At 68.9% G+C, this 15,665-nt stretch carries 16 protein-coding genes and 3 pseudogenes; 7 read left to right on the top strand and 12 right to left on the bottom strand.

Going from position 1 to position 15,665, the window contains the following annotated elements:
• Nucleotides 1–24: 24 nt before the first annotated feature.
• The 4 genes from BEK98_RS45465 to BEK98_RS49380 form a co-directional block, all read right to left on the bottom strand.
• A complete protein-coding gene (locus tag BEK98_RS45465) occupies nt 25–570 on the bottom strand; it encodes a hypothetical protein (protein WP_094222693.1) in 546 nt (181 codons plus the stop codon).
• Nucleotides 567–1,679 carry a tyrosine-type recombinase/integrase gene (locus tag BEK98_RS45460; RefSeq protein WP_143684261.1) on the bottom strand — a complete coding sequence of 371 codons (1,113 nt, stop codon included), beginning with the start codon at nt 1,677–1,679 and terminating at the stop codon, nt 567–569. The genes BEK98_RS45465 and BEK98_RS45460 overlap by 4 nt, the downstream gene beginning before the upstream one ends.
• Nucleotides 1,664–1,930 (bottom strand): hypothetical protein, encoded by a 267-nt coding sequence (locus BEK98_RS49385; protein ID WP_094222692.1) that lies wholly within the window; start codon nt 1,928–1,930, stop codon nt 1,664–1,666. Before BEK98_RS49385 ends, BEK98_RS45460 begins: the two co-directional genes overlap by 16 nt.
• Before the next feature lie 117 nt (nt 1,931–2,047).
• Nucleotides 2,048–2,455, bottom strand: a complete 408-nt coding sequence (locus tag BEK98_RS49380; protein ID WP_094222691.1) for a hypothetical protein — start codon at nt 2,453–2,455, stop codon at nt 2,048–2,050.
• 69 nt (nt 2,456–2,524) lie between these two features.
• Between BEK98_RS49380 and BEK98_RS49375 the strand changes: the two genes are divergently transcribed.
• The gene (locus BEK98_RS49375) at nt 2,525–2,719 is read left to right on the top strand and encodes an ATP-dependent DNA ligase (RefSeq protein ID WP_094222690.1); all 195 of its coding nucleotides are present in this window, start codon (nt 2,525–2,527) and stop codon (nt 2,717–2,719) included.
• Nucleotides 2,720–2,814: 95 nt separating this feature from the next.
• On the opposite strand, the gene BEK98_RS45440 is transcribed toward BEK98_RS49375, so the two are convergent.
• Both BEK98_RS45440 and BEK98_RS45435 read right to left on the bottom strand, forming a co-directional pair.
• Complete coding sequence (locus BEK98_RS45440; protein WP_094222689.1) at nt 2,815–3,153, bottom strand: thioredoxin family protein; 339 nt, start codon at nt 3,151–3,153, stop codon at nt 2,815–2,817.
• Nucleotides 3,154–3,703: 550 nt separating this feature from the next.
• Nucleotides 3,704–4,843, bottom strand: coding sequence for a PucR family transcriptional regulator (locus BEK98_RS45435; protein ID WP_094222688.1), 1,140 nt, complete (start codon nt 4,841–4,843; stop codon nt 3,704–3,706).
• A gap of 87 nt (nt 4,844–4,930) precedes the next feature.
• On the opposite strand from BEK98_RS45435, the gene BEK98_RS45430 reads away from it, so the two are divergent.
• From BEK98_RS45430 to BEK98_RS45410, 4 genes and pseudogenes are all read left to right on the top strand, one after another.
• Nucleotides 4,931–5,989, top strand: a complete 1,059-nt coding sequence (locus tag BEK98_RS45430) for a ferredoxin reductase (protein WP_094222687.1) — start codon at nt 4,931–4,933, stop codon at nt 5,987–5,989.
• A gap of 7 nt (nt 5,990–5,996) precedes the next feature.
• Nucleotides 5,997–7,115, top strand: coding sequence for a fatty acid desaturase family protein (locus tag BEK98_RS45425; RefSeq protein WP_094222686.1), 1,119 nt, complete (start codon nt 5,997–5,999; stop codon nt 7,113–7,115).
• Nucleotides 7,116–7,926: 811 nt separating this feature from the next.
• Nucleotides 7,927–8,229: pseudogene (locus BEK98_RS45415) on the top strand (IS5/IS1182 family transposase); the annotation flags it as partial.
• Nucleotides 8,230–8,463: 234 nt separating this feature from the next.
• On the top strand, nt 8,464–8,949 hold the full coding sequence (locus BEK98_RS45410; protein WP_094222685.1) for a hypothetical protein: 486 nt from the start codon (nt 8,464–8,466) through the stop codon (nt 8,947–8,949).
• 183 nt (nt 8,950–9,132) lie between these two features.
• Here BEK98_RS45410 and BEK98_RS45405 read toward each other — a convergent pair whose 3' ends face one another.
• The 3 genes and pseudogenes from BEK98_RS45405 to BEK98_RS45400 form a co-directional block, all read right to left on the bottom strand.
• Nucleotides 9,133–10,458, bottom strand: a complete 1,326-nt coding sequence (locus BEK98_RS45405) for a serine/threonine-protein kinase (protein ID WP_094222684.1) — start codon at nt 10,456–10,458, stop codon at nt 9,133–9,135.
• A gap of 1 nt (nt 10,459) precedes the next feature.
• Nucleotides 10,460–10,597, bottom strand: coding sequence for a hypothetical protein (locus BEK98_RS49370; protein ID WP_167444439.1), 138 nt, complete (start codon nt 10,595–10,597; stop codon nt 10,460–10,462).
• A gap of 381 nt (nt 10,598–10,978) precedes the next feature.
• A pseudogene (locus BEK98_RS45400) lies at nt 10,979–11,476 on the bottom strand (transposase); the annotation flags it as partial.
• Between the two features lie 289 nt (nt 11,477–11,765).
• On the opposite strand from BEK98_RS45400, the gene BEK98_RS45395 reads away from it, so the two are divergent.
• Nucleotides 11,766–13,118, top strand: coding sequence for a serine/threonine-protein kinase (locus tag BEK98_RS45395; RefSeq protein ID WP_094222683.1), 1,353 nt, complete (start codon nt 11,766–11,768; stop codon nt 13,116–13,118).
• 163 nt (nt 13,119–13,281) lie between these two features.
• Here BEK98_RS45395 and BEK98_RS45390 read toward each other — a convergent pair.
• Nucleotides 13,282–13,440: pseudogene (locus BEK98_RS45390) on the bottom strand (transposase); the annotation flags it as partial.
• Between the two features lie 197 nt (nt 13,441–13,637).
• Here BEK98_RS45390 and BEK98_RS45385 point away from each other — a divergent pair.
• Nucleotides 13,638–14,180: a GNAT family N-acetyltransferase gene (locus tag BEK98_RS45385; RefSeq protein WP_094222682.1), complete on the top strand. Its 543-nt coding sequence runs from the start codon at nt 13,638–13,640 to the stop codon at nt 14,178–14,180.
• A gap of 423 nt (nt 14,181–14,603) precedes the next feature.
• On the opposite strand, the gene BEK98_RS51505 is transcribed toward BEK98_RS45385, so the two are convergent.
• Both BEK98_RS51505 and BEK98_RS45375 read right to left on the bottom strand, forming a co-directional pair.
• On the bottom strand, nt 14,604–14,933 hold the full coding sequence (locus tag BEK98_RS51505; RefSeq protein ID WP_167444438.1) for an HNH endonuclease: 330 nt from the start codon (nt 14,931–14,933) through the stop codon (nt 14,604–14,606).
• Between the two features lie 55 nt (nt 14,934–14,988).
• Nucleotides 14,989–15,665: hypothetical protein (locus BEK98_RS45375; RefSeq protein ID WP_107428336.1), on the bottom strand; the 677-nt coding region annotated here is incomplete at its 5' end.

Genomic DNA, 15,665 nt, shown 5'->3' with positions numbered 1-15,665 from the left:
GCTCAACCGCCCACCGGGCTCTGCTCAGCCCGGTGGGCGGTTGAGCTGGGCCATGAGCTCACGGTTGGCCGCCCGGGCGGCGGCGAGCTCGTCGCCTTGGTCCTGGAGTTTGAGCTCCAGGTCGACGATTTGCTGTTCCAGGGTGGTGATCCGGGCCTTGAGCTGCTCGGTGTCCTCGGGGCCGCCGATGCCCACCTGGCGCCAGACTTGATCACCAGGCACCTCGCTGAGGCGCTGTTCGAGGCGGCGGACCCGGGCGGCGAGGCGGGCGGTTCGGGCGTCGGCGGCCAGCAGGTCGGCCTGCAGGGAGGCCCGGCTGACCGCAGGGCCGCGGCCGCCGGGGACGGTGGGCGGTTCGGCGGCCTGGGCGTGGACCTGGCCGAGCAGGTCACGATGGCGGTAGAGGAAGGTGCGGTCGACGCTGGCCCGGCAGGCGATGGCCGCGACACTGACGTCGGAACCTTCCTTCGCGGCCTGGGCGAGGACAGCGAGCACGCGCTGGCGGCGCCGACCGGTGTCGGCGCGGCGGCCCTCGATCATCGCCTGGACAGTGGAGTCGGGTGCGTTCACGCGGGTCGCTCCGGTCGGAGGTCGGGCAGGGGCTGGCGGATGCGGGGCATGCCGAGGAAGTTCTGCCGGGTCTGGCGGACGACCTGGGCGGCCCGATTGATCTCGGCGCGTTCGGCCTCGGTGAGCGTCTCGACGTCCTCGGTGACGCGCTGGATCAGCCGGCGGATGCGGGTGATCTCCGCCTCGGACGGCATCGCCTCGGCGCGGGCCCAGTCCTCGGCCTCGCTCATCGACCTCAACCGTTCCCGCTGGCGGAGCAGGTCGTCGAGGTAGGAGCGGAGGTCGGGAAGGTAGGAGACGTCGGTGGAGAAATGGTCGCAGCCCACACAGCGGAAGCGCAGCGGGCAGGCTCCGCCGCCAGCGGCGACGTTGGAGGGCTCGGAGCAGGTGCCGAAGGGGACGACGACGGCGCCGACGGCTCGGCGGGTGCGTTCGGCGTCGAGCACGGTGGTGATGGCGCCCCAGATTCGGGTGCCGTGGCGGTCGAACTGCATGTTGGTCACGCGCTCCACCGCCTCCCGCAGGCGCACTTCCTTGACCCGGAAGTACGTCTTGGTGGTCTGGTAGTTGTCGTGATCCATGAGTTCGGCCAGGACGTCGATGGGGACGCCGGCGTCCGCGTGGCGCTGGGCGAAGGAGTGCCGGTAGGCGTAGGGGAAGATCTTCTCCTTGTCGAAGACCGTGCCGTCGTCGAGGACGAAGTCGGGCAGGGACTCGACCCACTCGCGGTGCATGGCGCTGAGGTGGTTGGAGTCGATCGACCGGTCTCCGCGCAGGTTCAACACCTGCCCGGGCAGCAGGACCAGCTGGGACGGCGGCGGGTCGGGGAAGCGTTCCCGTACGCCCCTTTGCTGGTCAATGATCAGCTTCGCGGTCGGTTCGTGGATCGGCAGCTGGCGCCGCAGCCGCTGTTCTTTCCAGTTGTCGTAGAGCAGCACCGGCTTGCCCTGGCTGTCGCGGGTCAGGCAGTTGAGGTCGAGGCGGCAGATCTCCTCGGGCCGGCGGCCCGTGTCCATCAGCAGCTCGACGCTCAGCCGGATCTCGTGGCAGGTCATCGCCTCGAACGTGTCCAGGTGAGCGCAGAGCTGGCGCATCACCTCGGGCGGCAAGTCAGAACCTCCTCCGAGGGCTCCGGTGCCTTGGGCACGTCGAGGCGGGTGATGACGAAGTCGTCCGGCAGGCCCGCCATCGGTCCGTCCGGGCGGGTCAGGCCCATGGCCCGGCCCTGCTTGAGGACGTTGCAGGCCCTGCGGACGTAGGTGATGCGCGTGTTCGTGGTCATCCGGCCGTTGGCGTCGAGGAACGACATCCTGTTCAGGAAGTTCTCGACGTCGGCGCGGGCGAGCGCGGTCTTGTCCATGCCGTGGTCGGGCCGGGCCCGCAGGGTGTCCGAGAACTTGGCCAGGCCGTGGAGTTGCTGCTGGGCGTGGGAGGCGGAGCTCTTGGAGCGGACCTTGGAGAGGTAGTCGCGGGCCCATCACTTGGCCGTCTCGCGCAGCCAGGGCTGGTGGATCACGGTGAAGACCAGCGTGCCGCGGTGGCCGAAGGCCACCAGGTCCCACTCGTCCTTGGCGTACTCGCCCTCGGGGGTCTTCACGGCCCGGATGGCGTAGAAGCGGGTCCGGTTCAGCAGGATCAGGGCGTCTTCGTTCGCGACGGGGTCGGGGACGTCCTCCAGGCGGCGGGCGCCCGAGGGGCGGATCGTCTTGTCGATCAGGGCGCGGAAGTTGCCGGCCTCGGTGCGGGCGCCGCGGTGGCAGCGGTGCTGGAGTCCGAACAGCAGCTGGGTGACGACCAGTTCGGGCAACCCCCGGAAGCTGATCTCGATGCCGAAGCTGCCCGACGGCGCGGTCCGCAGCCACTCCTCCCTGCGCCAGGGCGCCACTGTTCTGCCATTGCCTGCCCGCGCCAGGTCGACCCCGACCGCTCGCCTCTGACGTGTGCCCGTTCTCGTGTGGGTCCGCTGACCGGTCCCGGACACGCGGCCGAGTTGAAATGGGATGGCTATCGGGCGCTGCTGGGGCGGTGTACCGGCGACCAGGTCCTGATCCGTTCCCGCAGCAGCGGGAACCTGACGGCGGAATTCCCCGAGATTGTCGCTGCGGCCTCGCAGTTGCCCGATGACACCTCGCTCGACGGCGTTATGTGACCTGTGGGGGTGCCTCAGCCCCAAGGTGTCTCAGGCGGCGCAGCTCCCATAGACGAGACGTGACGGGCGTCGCGGCCACGTGCCGCAGCGGCCGCTCAGAGGTGGCCGTCCAGGAACTTCCGTACCTCGGCGATGGTCATAGCCCCCGTGCCGTGCGCCACCGCCTCTCCCTCCTTCAGCAGGACGTAGGACGGGGCTCCGGTGATCCCGTATCGCTCGGTTGCGGCCGGACAACGCGTGATGTCGGCGCGGACGGCCGTCAGGCGGCCCGTGTAGTCGTCGGCGATGCCACCCACGACGAGGTCCATCACCCGGCAGGGCTCGATTGCCTTGGGCCATGTCCCGGTGAAGTATGCGAGGACCGGAACTCCGCTCATCCCGAGGATGAAATTGAACTCCGCGTCCTCACGGGGTCGGTGAACCCGCTTCGCCATGGAAGCTCCTGACCTCACGTTCCGTCATTCCATCCCCATCATCCCTCGCGCGGTGAGCCAGGCCGGCCCGGTCGGTCGTCCGGTTGACCTGTCGGAAGGGAGGCACGGGGCCGTCGCAGAACCACGGTCGTCCCCGGCGCGAACGGCCCGGCCCTCCGCCCCTGGTGACCCGGCCTGGCCGCCCCGCCGGTCACCCAGCTGCAGCCCGCCGCGCGCCCGTGGGTCAGCTCGTGCCAGGACAGCGCCCTCCACGACGACATGAAAGCCGATTTCCAGGGCATAGCTACCCAGATTACCGACCAGATGCTCGATGAGCGGGACGACGAGCGGGCCGGTGCGCATCGTCCACCGGATCCAGTCGAGCCGTATCCGCCACCGCGCTTCTCAGAGACAGCGCCCCCGACGGGCTTCCCGAGCTTCACATCAACCCCCGGTCTCAGCTGGCTAATACCGCTCTTCCCCGGGCCGCATGAGCCAGCTGATGGCACCGAGAACGAGGCACGATTCCTGGACCGCTCGCGGACGCGGGCGTGGACGGTCGAAGTACGCGTCAGCTGACCCGAAGACCGACCGCCAGCGTCAGTTCAAGGACCCGCTGTGGCGATGCAAGATCCGGAAACAGCTCCCGCAGCTGCGACATCCGGTACCGGACTGTCTGGGGATGGACGAACAACGCCGCCGCCACCTCGTCCCGCCTGCCCTGGTGCAGCAGCCACGCCCGCAACGTCTCCTCCAGCCGCCGTGCGGTCGCGACAGGCAAGGTCCGCAACGGTGCGAGGGCTCGGGCACGCAGGTCTGCGAACGCGTCCGCGTCAGCGCTCAGCACCAGCTCGGGCAGGTGGTCCTCGGTGTCGCGAATATCAGAGGAGAGGGAGCGCGCGCGTACGGCTCGTGCGTACGAGGCGGACGCACGAGTCCATGGCCGGGCCGGGCCGACCACGGCGGTGCGGTCGGTTAGCTGCCGCAAGAGATGTGATCGGTCGGCATCGGGGACGAGCAGCACACCGGTGGCGTCCGGCAGATCGTCGAGGACGAGGGTGCTCGGGTCGAGCGTGCGGTAGGCAGGCCGGGCCTGGGCGGCGGGCAGCAGGACCGCGGTCAGCGAAACCGGAGGCTGCCACCCGGCCCGTTGAACAGAGGCCAGCAGCACGTCCGGGCTCGCGCCGGCGAGGAGGTCGCGGGCCAGGTGTTCCAGGTGGCGCTCGTGGGCCCTGCCACGGGCGGCCAGTTCGTCGGCGTGGCCCGCGGCGCTCGCGGCGGAGAGCTCGTCGATGTAGGCGAAGGTCAGCTCGGCGAACTTGGCGACCTCGGCGGCGGGCAGACCTGCGGGTACGGCTCCCGCTGCCAGGCATCGCCAGGCCACGCGGGCGCCGACGCGGTAGGCGCTGAGTAGGGCGTCCATCGAACGGTCGTCGCGCACCTCGCCGCGGCCCAGCTCGTAGGCTGCGTCACCGGCGTCGCCGCCTGTGGCGTTCCCGCTCGCAAGGTCCAGGTAGTGCCCCAGGGCGGTGCGGACGGCTCGGCGGATGGTGCCGCCCATGCGGCCCGAAAGGGCGTTGGCGTAGGGAGGGACCTCGTCGATGATCGCCTGGACGACCTCGTCGGCGGTGGTCTTCAGCGCGGCCCGAAGTGCGGTGACCGTCGTCTCATCCAGGGCCAGTTCGCTGGCCCTCCGGATTGCATGGCTCACGTGTTTGTTCCCTGCGAACAATTCAGCCGACCAGATTTACGTCCTGCGGTTAGGACTTTACGCCTTGAGGCGCAGCAAGCTGAAGTCATGACGAGTGCAGCCCTCCGCAGCAGGGCGTGGAAACTGCTGGAGATGGTCACGACGCCGCTGTTGCCGTCGGACTACCTCGACCTGGTCAGCCCGCTGCGTGCGGGCGCTGACCTGCGTGGGCGCATCGAGGCCGTGCACCCCGAGACGGGTGACGCCGCGACTATCGTGATCAGGCCGGGACGGGGCTGGCGCGGCCACACAGCCGGTCAGTACGTGCGGATCGGGGTCGACGTCGACGGGGTGCGCCTGTGGCGTGCCTACTCCATCACCTCGCCGACAAACCGACAGGACGGCCGCGTCACGATCACCGTGAAGGCGATCCCGGACGGCAAGGTCAGCAACCACCTGGTCTGCAGGGCGAAACCGGGCACGCTGATCCAGCTCGACCAGCCGACCGGTGACTTCGTGCTGCCGCAGGCCATGCCCGCCAAGGTGCTCTACCTGACGGCCGGCAGCGGCATCACGCCCGTGATGGGCATGCTGCGCGACATCGAGTTCGACGACGTCGTCATGGTCCACTGCGCGCCACAGCCGCAGGACGTGATCTTCCGCAACGAACTGCACGACCTGGTCGCGGACAAGAAGCTGCGGCTCACCGAGGTGCACACCGACACAGACGGCATGCTCGACATCGCCCGTCTCGACGCACTCGTGCCCGACTGGGCCGAGCGCGAGACCTGGGCTTGCGGGCCCGCGGGCCTGCTCGACGCCGCCGAAGAGCACTGGACCGAGCACGGCGTACAAGAGCGCCTGCACACCGAACGCTTCCGCCCCAGCGTCGTCGTCGCCGGCGACGGCGGCGGCGAGGTCACGTTCAGTGCCACCGGCAAGACCGTCGACGCGGACGGCGCCACGCCGTTGCTGGACATCGGCGAGGAGGCCGGCGTGCTCATGCCCTCCGGGTGCCGCATGGGCATCTGCTTCGGCTGCATCACGCCGCTCAAGGCGGGCGCCGTGCGCGACCTGCGCACCGGCGAGATCACCGAGGCCGAGCCGGGCGTCCTCATCCAGACCTGCGTGTCCGCCGCGGCGGGCCCCTGCGACATCGAACGGTAGGAGCACCTTGACCGCCATCGACCCCACCGCCCACCTGACCGCGGAGCAGATCGAGGAGCTTGGCCGCGAGCTGGACGCGATCCGCGACGAGGTGATCGCCAGCCGCGGCGAGAAAGACTCCGCCTACATCCGCAAGGTCATCTCGGCGCAGCGCAAGCTCGAGCTGGTCAGCAGGGGCGTGCTGCTGTTCTCGATCTTCCCGCCCGCGTGGCTGCTCGGCACCGCCGGTCTGTCCGTGGCGAAGATCATGGACAACATGGAGATCGGCCACAACGTCCTGCACGGCCAGTGGGACTGGATGCGAGACCCGAAGATTCACTCCACCACCTGGGAGTGGGATCACGTCTCGCCGTCCGACCAGTGGAAGCACTCGCACAACGAGCTGCACCACACGTACACCAACGTGATCGGCAAGGACAACGACCTCGGCTACGGCATCATGCGCGTCGACGAGGACCAGAAGTGGCACCCGTTCCACCTCGGCCAGCCGCTGTGGAACTTCCTCAACGCCTGCTTCTTCGAGTACGGCATCGCAGCGTACGACCTGGAGCTCGGCAAGAACCTGCACAAGCGCCGCCGCAAGAACCCGGAGTTCCGCGCGCGGGCCAAGGCCGTGGGCCGCAAGATCCGCAAGCAGGTGCTCAAGGACTACGTGATCCACCCGCTGCTGTCGGGCCCGTCGTTCCTCACCACGCTCGCCGCCACGTTCACCGCGAACCTGGTCCGCAACATCTGGTCCCACTCGGTGATCATGTGCGGGCACTTCCCCGAGGGCGTGCAGGTCTTCGAGCGCCGGTCGATCAAGGGCGAGACGCGCGGCCAGTGGTACCTGCGCCAGATGATGGGCTCGGCGAACATCAGCGGCAGCAAGGCCATGCACTTCATGACCGGCAACCTCTCCCACCAGATCGAGCACCACCTCTTCCCCGACCTGCCGAGCAACCGGTACGCCGAGGTCGCGGTGAAGGTACGCGCGCTGTTCGAAAAGTACGAGCTGGAGTACGTCACCGGGCCGCTGCCCAAGCAGGTGTTCTCCGCGTGGCGCAAGGTCTTCCGGCTCTCGCTGCCGAACAAGAAGCCCAAGGTCAAGACGCCGGACCGCGAGCAGGAGCTCGTCGCGGCCTGATTCCCGGTATTGGACCCGACCGCCCGACGACTGCGATCAGATGGTCGGACCGGACGGGCGCCGCCCCGACCCGGCGGGCGAGCCGCCCCGCCCGGCCGGTGGCGTCCACGAGCCAGTCGGCCTCCAGGGATGTTCCCGTCCCTCACCCCTAACGTTCTACCGTGCGTCGGCGCCCTCGGCACCTGGGCACGTCGCCTGCCTGCGGCCCCTCCGCCCCTGCAACGTCCCCCATGACGACAGCCTCTAGCGATCGCGAAGACGCTGGCGCCACCGCGTCGAACCGGTTGCCCGTCCGTCGCACCGACCTCCTGGAGCTGGAGGATCTGGGCGGCATAGGTGGGTGAGATCGGCGTGGAGCAGACGCTGGACGCGGACGGGCTCGCGGCCGTCGTTCGAGCTTCCCGCGCCGGTGAATCCGAAGTAGGCAGTCACCTCCACCATCATGCCGCTGGAGGTCGCCGCCTGTTGGCGTGCCCGTGCCCTGACCTGCGGTTGCCATTCGGATTCGGTCGCTCAGGCAGTGAAAGAGGTGGCCCGCACAACCGGCTCGGACTACGAACAGCGAAACGCATCACCACCTGACAGCGGCCGGACGACGAAAGACGCTTCGACCTGCACCATTACCACCGCCCTGGTGCTTCTGAAGGCAGGTCTCGCTCGCCTTGAGTCCTTGCTGGGCGCGGAGTCGACCTCGTCTTGTCAACAGGACGCGAGGGTCCGGGCATCCTCAAAGGCTCACTCCGCGCCCGGAAAGCTGGCAGGACCCCCAGCCAAGAGCAGGGGTCGCCTGTCAGCCTTCGCGTCCCATTAGGCGTACTCCTCACGGGCCATCCGGACCGGCTTACGACGGCGCGGTATCCGAGCGGTCATCCCTGAACGGGCCGACAGATTGGAACGGGCCGACCAGATTGCCAACCGACAGCGCCGAGGATCAGCCGGCGGGCGGCCGCTGGCCTTCGATCCAGAGCGGTACAAGGCCCGCAACGTGGTCGAACGCTGCTTGAGCAGGCTGAAGCAGTTTCGGGCCGTGGCCACCCGCTTCGACAAGTTGGCCGCCCGCTACCTCACCGGCCTCCGACACGCCTCGCTCATCCTCTGGCTCCGTGAACCGTGATCGTTTGTCAGACACGGCCAGCTGTTAAAGAGTGGTTCGTCCCGGCCAGGCCACTTCGTTCTACTTCGGGCGGCGAGTGGGCGTGAGGCAGCAGTGTCCGATGCGCGCGGTCGAGTCGCAAGAGGCGCGGTCGCCCGGAGCCGGCCTGATCCGGAAGAAAGGCCTAGTCCGTTCCGGCGGACGCAGGGCGTGTGGCGCGCGGCGGGGCCGCGAGCGCTGCGACCCTCGTCGTCCATGGATATCGCCACTTTCTACGCCCTCTTCTCCGCGACCTGCTTCACCCTGGTCGGCCTGTGGTGGAACGTCGTCCAAAGTCATGGCGACTGGATGCGCGACCCCGCCCAGCGCCGCGTCGTCGGCGGGGTCTACCTGTCCTTCCTGCTGCCCGCCGTGATGGGCCTGTTCGCCCAGGTCGGCGGCACCGAACAGCCGCGGATCTGGCGGGCGGCCTTCGTCGTCCTGGCCGTGGTCGGCTGCGCGTGCACCCTGCGGCTGCTGGCCCGCACCCGCGGCGACGGCTTCGTGGCCTGGCAGCAGGCCGGTGCCACCCTGCTCTACGCCCTGATCGCGGTCGTCGGCGCGTCCCCCGAACTCGCCAGCCGCGTCGGGCTGCGCCCCATCCAGGCCGAGGCCCTGATGCTGATCACCCTGGTCGTCCTGGGCCACGCCCTCGTCTGGCGGTTCATGGCGGGCGCGGGCCGTGCCGCGGAGGAGGACTAGGCCGTTTCTTCTGATCACCGAGCGGACCAGACGAAGATGCCCGCGGAGGCGCTCAGGGCTGTGCTCGGACTGTGGTTTGAGGGCGAGCCCCAGCTCGCGTTCAACCTCGCGTTCGACCTCGCCGTCGGATTCCCGATCGGCCCCACGCTCGGATCGGGGCCGCCGCAGGCGGCCCCCGCGTGGTCAGCGCCTCCAGGAGCCCTGGGGGTCATGCTCGGGCATGCGGCTGAGGTGGGCGAGTCGGCCGGTCGCCGCCTGGGCGAGCCAGTCGGCCCACCGGCTGATGAACTCGTCCAGGTCCCCGATGACGAGCGGGATGAAGGGCCAGGCCACCTGGTGCATCATCATCCCCGGGCCGACGGCGGCGCGTGATTCGTGGTGAGGGTTGAGCGCGAAGGGTTCCATGGTTTTCGCGGTGGGGCGCAGCGGGGTGTCCATGAAGGCGGCCTCGAACCACTGGTACTGGTCTTCCGTCTGCGCGTCGGCGTACCAGAGGGAGTGGCTGCGGCCCTCGTACCCGTGGTAGTTGGCGGGGATCTTCAGGGAGAGGGTCGCGGACGCGATGACGTCGAACAGTGCCGGCGTCGAGGTGGTGCGCCAGACCTCGGTGTTCTCTTTCGGTCCGGACAAGGTCAGCTGAGCGTCGTTGATCCGGACGGTCCACCCTCCTTGCTTGCCTCTGCGGACCTCCGCGCTCGGGGCGGCAGTCGTGAGGGTCGTGAGGAAGGCGTCGGCGATGAAGGAGAAGGAGGTCGTGGCGGCATCGAGCAGGGCCTTGCGGCGGTCGGCCTCGGTGGCGTGCGCCGAAGCCCGGCGGTCAGCTTCGGCTTGGCGCGCGACCGCACCCTGGTTGGCCTCCGCGAGCGTGGCCAACCCGCCGGAGAGTGCGGCGGCAGGGATCTGGCGCAGCCGGGCGAGCAGGTTGCAGGCCGCTGGGCGTGCCTGGGACGCCTTGTAGAGGCATTCCGTGATCAGCGCGGCCAGGAGCGGGGGCGCGGTAGCGAGCGGGGGCGGGGTTCCGTGCAGGTGCTGCTCCTGGTAGTCATGCTCGGCCGGGCCGTTGAAGGGCCTGGTGCCCTCCAAGAGCTCGCAGGCCAGGACACCCAAGGCGTAGATGTCGGTCGCACCGGTGGCCCGCTGGTACTTCCAGACCTCGGGTGCCATGCACGGCAGGCTTCCCGCGCCCTTGTAGGTGTTCTGGGCTGTGGTCGCTTCGGCGTAGCGGGCGATGCCGAAGTCGGCGAGGCACCAGCGGCCACCGAGCAGCAGGACGTTCTCCGGCTTGAGGTCGCGGTGGACGACCTGGCGGTCCTTGAGGTCGGCGAGTGCTTCGGCGACGTCGGACAGGACGGCGACCGCCTCGTTAAGCGGCAGCTGGCCGTGCTCCTGGAGGTGGTCGCGCAGGGACTTCTCGGCACGGGGCATCACCAGCACCCACTGGTCTTCGTGCTCGCCGCTGTCGATGACCGGCACCACGTTGCGGGCGCCGGCGAGGTCGGTGAACAGCATCTCACGTGCCCGGCGCCTTGGGTACGAGCTTCACCGCCGCCTTCTCGCCGACGGTGTTCTCCGCCTCGAACACGGCGCCGAAGCCGCCACCCCCGATGCGGGTGCCGACGGCCCACTCCTTGTTCAGTGCCAGTCTCATGGTGCGCGTTGTCTCCATCGTCAACTGCTGTCCCGTGAGGGCTGTTTCGCCCGCCTTCCATCGTCCCAGCCCCCACTGACAGCCGTATGTCCGTCCAAGCCGGCCCAGGCCGGCCCCTGGGCGGCGGCTGGAAGAAACTCCTGCCTCCTGCAGTCAGCCAAAGCCACAGCGCACAACACGAAGCTTCGAAGGGCATTGGACGCTGTGCGCGCCCCGAAGCCGGTGGGGCAGTGGCTGTCCAACCTGCGGCGGCCCGGTACGCTGGCCGGCCGCCCGGAGTGGGAGGCCGCGTTGAAAGCGGTCGATGAGGCCTGGAACCCGTCGTAACCAGCCGAGTGGCAGCGGCACTACGCCGCGCTGCGCGAGCTCGTGCGCGACGAGGACCAAGCGGAAGACGTCGTTGCGGTTGCCGCCGGTCAGCAGGACTGCGAGCGGGGTGCCGTGCCCGTCGGTGATCAAGTGGTGTTTTGAGCCTGCCCGGCCGCGGTCGACCGGTGAAGGGCCCGTACGGCTCACCCTTTTAGCGCCCTGACGTGGGAAGAGTCGACCACGCAGCGCGACCAATCCAGCTTCGCCACCGCGTTCAGCTCGGCCAGCAGCACCTCCTGCAGCCGCTGCCAGACGCCGGCTTCGTTCCAGTCGCGCAGCCGTCGCCAGCAGGTCATGCCCGAGCCGAAGCCCAGGTCCCTCGGCAGGTACTCCCACTGGATCCCGCACAGCACCTCACGGTCCGGCAATGGCTTACGGCCCAGATAGCGAAAGCGCCGCTCACGCTGCGGAAGCAACGGCTCAAGGCGGTCCCAGAGCTCATCCGACACGATCCACGGTGACGTCCCCACACCGGAACCGAACGCTCAACTCCCGCCCTGGACACGGCAGCCAGGACCGAGATCCACCTCATTGTGTCAACCGTTGTTAGTGTGTCCCAGTTGCGAGCGGAGCCGACGAGCAGCTGTCGGCCCACCATGTGCACCTGAAAGCAATGCCCATTTGGAGAAAGGCAGTTGTAGCCATCCGGTGACCAACGCGCCGATCTCCCGCCCGGATTCGTGATCTGTCGTCACACTGGTCTCATGACGGAGGCGGTATCGATGACGCATGCGCGGCCCATCCTGGGTGACGACCTCGGTGAGACCCCCGGTGACGGCTCCGAGCAGTCGGCCGGACGATGAGCGGCCCGCTCCGGCTCCTCGCCGGCCAGTACCGACTGGAACGCTCCCTGGCCGAGGGTGGCTTCGGGCGTATCTGGCAGGCTCGCGACGAGCACCTGGACGTCGACGTGGCGGTCAAGGAGGTGGCGTTCCCTGCCGTCCTCGACCCCGCCGAACACTCCCGGCGCCTCGCCTACGCCGCGCGGGAAGCCCGCAACGCCGCCAGGCTGCGCCATCATCCGCACATCCTGCCGGTCTACAGCGTCGTCATCGAGGACGACCGGCCGTGGATCGTGATGGAACTCGTCCACGGTGGTTCCCTGGCTGACCGACTCGCGCGCGGTCCGCTGCCGCCGGAGAACGTGGCCGACGTTGCGGAGGCGATGCTGAAGGCGCTCGACACCGCCCATGAGGCCAAGGTGATCCACCGGGACGTGAAACCGGCCAACATCATGCTCGCCAGCCAAGGCCGGATCCTGCTGACCGACTTCGGCATCGCCGCCCACCAGGACGACATCCGGCTCACCACCCTCAACAACATTGTCGGGACGCTGGAGTACCTCGCCCCCGAACGCATCAACGGCGCGGAGGCCGGGCCCGCGAGTGACCTGTTCGCCCTGGGCGTCACCCTCTACCAGGCGGCCGAGGGCACCTCACCGTTCCGTCGGGAATCCGAGACTGCCACCCTGGGCGCCCTGGCGACGCAGCCGCCGCCGCGCATGAAGAAGGCCGGCGGCCTCGAACCGCTGATCCTCGGCCTACTGGACAAGGATCCCCGACGGCGCCTGACCGTCGCTGCCGCCTTGGAGAGGCTGCACGGCTGGCGGACGGGCCAAAAGCCTCCGGACGAGGACTCGTTCGAGGTGGCCTGGTCAGGCAGCGAACCTCTGGACAGCTTCGCCAAGAAGCGCACGGCCCCTTCGACCTCGCCGACGTTCACGGGGTGGCTCAGGACGAGGAAGTCCGCGGTGCCGGAGATGAGACCCGGCTGGACCCTGAGCGTCGGCCCCGACGGCATCGTGATCACCGAGGCCGCGGACCGCCGCGAATTCCCGTGGGACCGCATCCTGCACGTCGCGATCAGGGATTCTCAGAACGGGGGCCTGTACCGGTTCACGACCCTCTACCTGACGTTCGTCCCGAGCTTCACCCCGCCGTCGCTGCAGCCTGCAGGATGGCCCTACCCAAAGACGCCGCCCCACGTCTTCGAGACCTCCCTGGCCGTCCCGGTCTGCATTTTGGGTCCGATGACCCCCGGCCAGCGGGACGCTCTGTCCGACGCCCTCGCCCGCCACGCCGGCCGCCGCTGGAAGCCCCTGGCCGGCGCCGCCAAAGACCTCCTCGCTTGGCTCCAGGACCGCAGACGCTGAACTACGCGGCGCCCCGTGCGTGAAGAGCCAGCCGGGCTGTCCGGGCCGCCAGACGGTGGCCGTCCGACCGACGAAGCGGCTACCGCCAGCGACGATTGACTCGCGTGAAGGGAGATCCCTTGGCTGATGAAGCATCAGCGGCGCGTGAAAGATGCTCCTAGGCGATCCCAGTGTGCAGGACGAACAGGATGCCCTGGAACACCAACCGGTCCGGATGCCGCTTGCGGCCAGGATGATGGGCCCGACGCTCTACCTTCGGCAACAGCGGCTCCACCACCGCCCACAACTCGTCCTCGACTTCCCACGGCTTCGACCGCGCCATCCCGCACCCCCAGATCACCTATCCCGGAGTGATCCAACCACCGTGAAGATCATTTCGTTAGGAGTTCTTAGACCCAGCCCTTACGACCTAGTGCGCAATTGCCTCGCGCACGAGCCGCCCCGCGATCTACCCTCGCGGCCATGACGTCACACGATGCGCCTGAAGGCTCCCGGATCGCTCCTGGTGGTGCCGGGCTGGTGATCCGGCAAGAGACCGCTGACGATCACCGAGACGTGCGCGAGGTTCATACGCGCGCCTTCGGTGACAGCGAGCGGGTTCCCGGGCTCGTGGAGGCACTTCGCGTTGCGGAGGCTGCGTTGGCGCCGATGTCCTTCGTCGCCACCGTTGATGACCGGGTCGTCGGGCATGTCCTGCTGAGCGCGACGCGGTTGGACGCTCCGCGCCGGATCGTGGACGTCCTGTCCCTGTCACCGCTGGGCGTGGTCCCGGAGTTCCAGCGTCAGAGCATCGGTACTCAGCTCATCGCGTACGCCCTCGCGGCGGCCGAAAGCCAGGGTGTGCCGTTGGTATTCTTGGAGGGTTCGCCGCGCTACTACGGCACGCGAGGCTTCGAGGGTGCCAGCGCGGTGGGCTTCCGTTCGCCGTCGCTGCGTATTCCTGAAGCCGCGTTCCAGGTCGCCCGGTTGTCCGCTCACGAGCCGTGGATGACGGGCACCTTCGTTTACTCAGAGGTCTTTTGGGCCTTTGACTGCGTCGGCCTGCGCGACCCCGAGGCCTGAGGGGCTACCCGCAGGCACGCGACCTGATCCCCAGGACTATCCCGACATCCTTCTGACCGCGCCTGGCGGGAGTGGACGTAGGTCCGGGCCGGAGCCGTCACGAGTGGTGATCACCCTGGTGCGATGGGATCGTGTCCTCATGGGGACATGATTTCCCAAGGAGATGGTCTTGGGCCATGGAATCGCTCCCTTTAGTGCGTCTCACTGAACTGACCCGCCGGACAGCAGGAAATCCCGACCTCACCATCGGAATGATCGACGGGCCGGTCGTGGGAGTACACCCGGGGCTGCGTGGGGCGTGGATCAAGGAAACGCATGGAGGGCACACCGCGCACTGCGTGAGGCCCGGACAGGACACGGCCTAAAGTGGCCGCCATCCCTACGAACGGCCCGGCGCCTGCCGCCACAGGATCCAGACCACGTTCAACGCGCCGCGCCGCGACGGGCCTCGTACACCACCACGGCCCGCGCCAGCCGCTCCCCCGCCTGCGCCGGCGTACACCGCCGGCCCAACCCCCACCGGTCCGCATTGCAGTACCGGTGCGAGATCGTCACGTTGTCCCGCGTATCCGCCCCACCCTGGACTACCGCCGTGATGTGGTCGACTTGCGGCGCGCGCGGGTCACGCGGATCGGCCTCGCGTGGCACAGGCGTCAGGCAATGCCCGCACTCCCAACCGTCCCGCTCACCGATCTCCTTCCGCGTGTACGCCTCCCGCTCCACAGCAGCCAGTCGCGGCTCCGGGCGGCGCATCGGGTCAAGTGCCGATGTTGTCCGGGACATATCCACGCCGACGGCTGACGGGTGGTCAGGGGCAGTCGTATGTGAGGTGCGTGGCCACTGTGCGGTGGGTGGGAGTGAGGATGCGCAGTTCGGCTCGTGCCCTGTAGTGGCCCTTGCCCTGGAAGGTCCACAGGAGGTGCAGCCGTGCCTGCCTCTGGCCCCGGGCCACCGTTTCCTGCAGAACGGCCGAGGAAGTGCCGTCGCTTCGGCGCCAGCGGTAGGAGAGCGTGCCCGGCCGGTCGTTCGTGGTGACCAGGCCGACGATGTCCGCGGTGCCGTCGCAGCCGACGGTCGTCGGCCGGACGGCGACTGACACCGTGCGCACCCCGACGGATGGCTGGAGGTGTTGCCAGGCCAGGAACGCGATGACGCAGACCAGCACCAGCGCGGGCAGAGCGTGTCTGCGCATGGGCCGACGCGGGGGTGCGGGGGCTGGTGGCACGGTGGGCAGCGTTCTATCGGTGCGGTGCGCGACGGCGGCCGTCACTCCTGGGCCGAAACGCAGCACGGTGCCTTCGACACGATCGGGTTGCGTCGGTGCGGTCGGCGTGATCTGTGTGCCGGGCGGTGCGACGAGAGTGTCGGTGTCGTCGGGCTCGGGCCGCTGGATCCAGTGGCTGGCCAGCACGGTGGCGCTGTACTCGGCGTCGTTCGGGCCGGTTTCGTGGGCCGGGGGGTGTTCGGCGGTGGGGGCAAGGTGCG

Source organism: Streptomyces diastatochromogenes (assembly GCF_002242805.1).
GTDB lineage: Bacteria > Actinomycetota > Actinomycetes > Streptomycetales > Streptomycetaceae > Streptomyces > Streptomyces diastatochromogenes.
Note: the sequence above shows the minus strand (reverse complement) of the source record. Positions and strands in the feature narration are given on the sequence as shown.

Coding starts and splice junctions, on each gene's coding strand:
- BEK98_RS45430 (WP_094222687.1), top strand. CDS start 4,931: ATGACGAGTGCAGCCCTCCGCAGCAGGGCGTGGAAACTGCTGGAGATG.
- BEK98_RS45405 (WP_094222684.1), bottom strand. CDS start 10,458: ATGCTGTTCACCGACCTCGCCGGCGCCCGCAACGTGGTGCCGGTCATC.
- BEK98_RS45410 (WP_094222685.1), top strand. CDS start 8,464: ATGGATATCGCCACTTTCTACGCCCTCTTCTCCGCGACCTGCTTCACC.
- BEK98_RS45395 (WP_094222683.1), top strand. CDS start 11,766: ATGAGCGGCCCGCTCCGGCTCCTCGCCGGCCAGTACCGACTGGAACGC.
- BEK98_RS51505 (WP_167444438.1), bottom strand. CDS start 14,933: ATGCGCCGCCCGGAGCCGCGACTGGCTGCTGTGGAGCGGGAGGCGTAC.
- BEK98_RS45440 (WP_094222689.1), bottom strand. CDS start 3,153: ATGGCGAAGCGGGTTCACCGACCCCGTGAGGACGCGGAGTTCAATTTC.
- BEK98_RS49370 (WP_167444439.1), bottom strand. CDS start 10,597: ATGAGACTGGCACTGAACAAGGAGTGGGCCGTCGGCACCCGCATCGGG.
- BEK98_RS49385 (WP_094222692.1), bottom strand. CDS start 1,930: ATGGACAAGACCGCGCTCGCCCGCGCCGACGTCGAGAACTTCCTGAAC.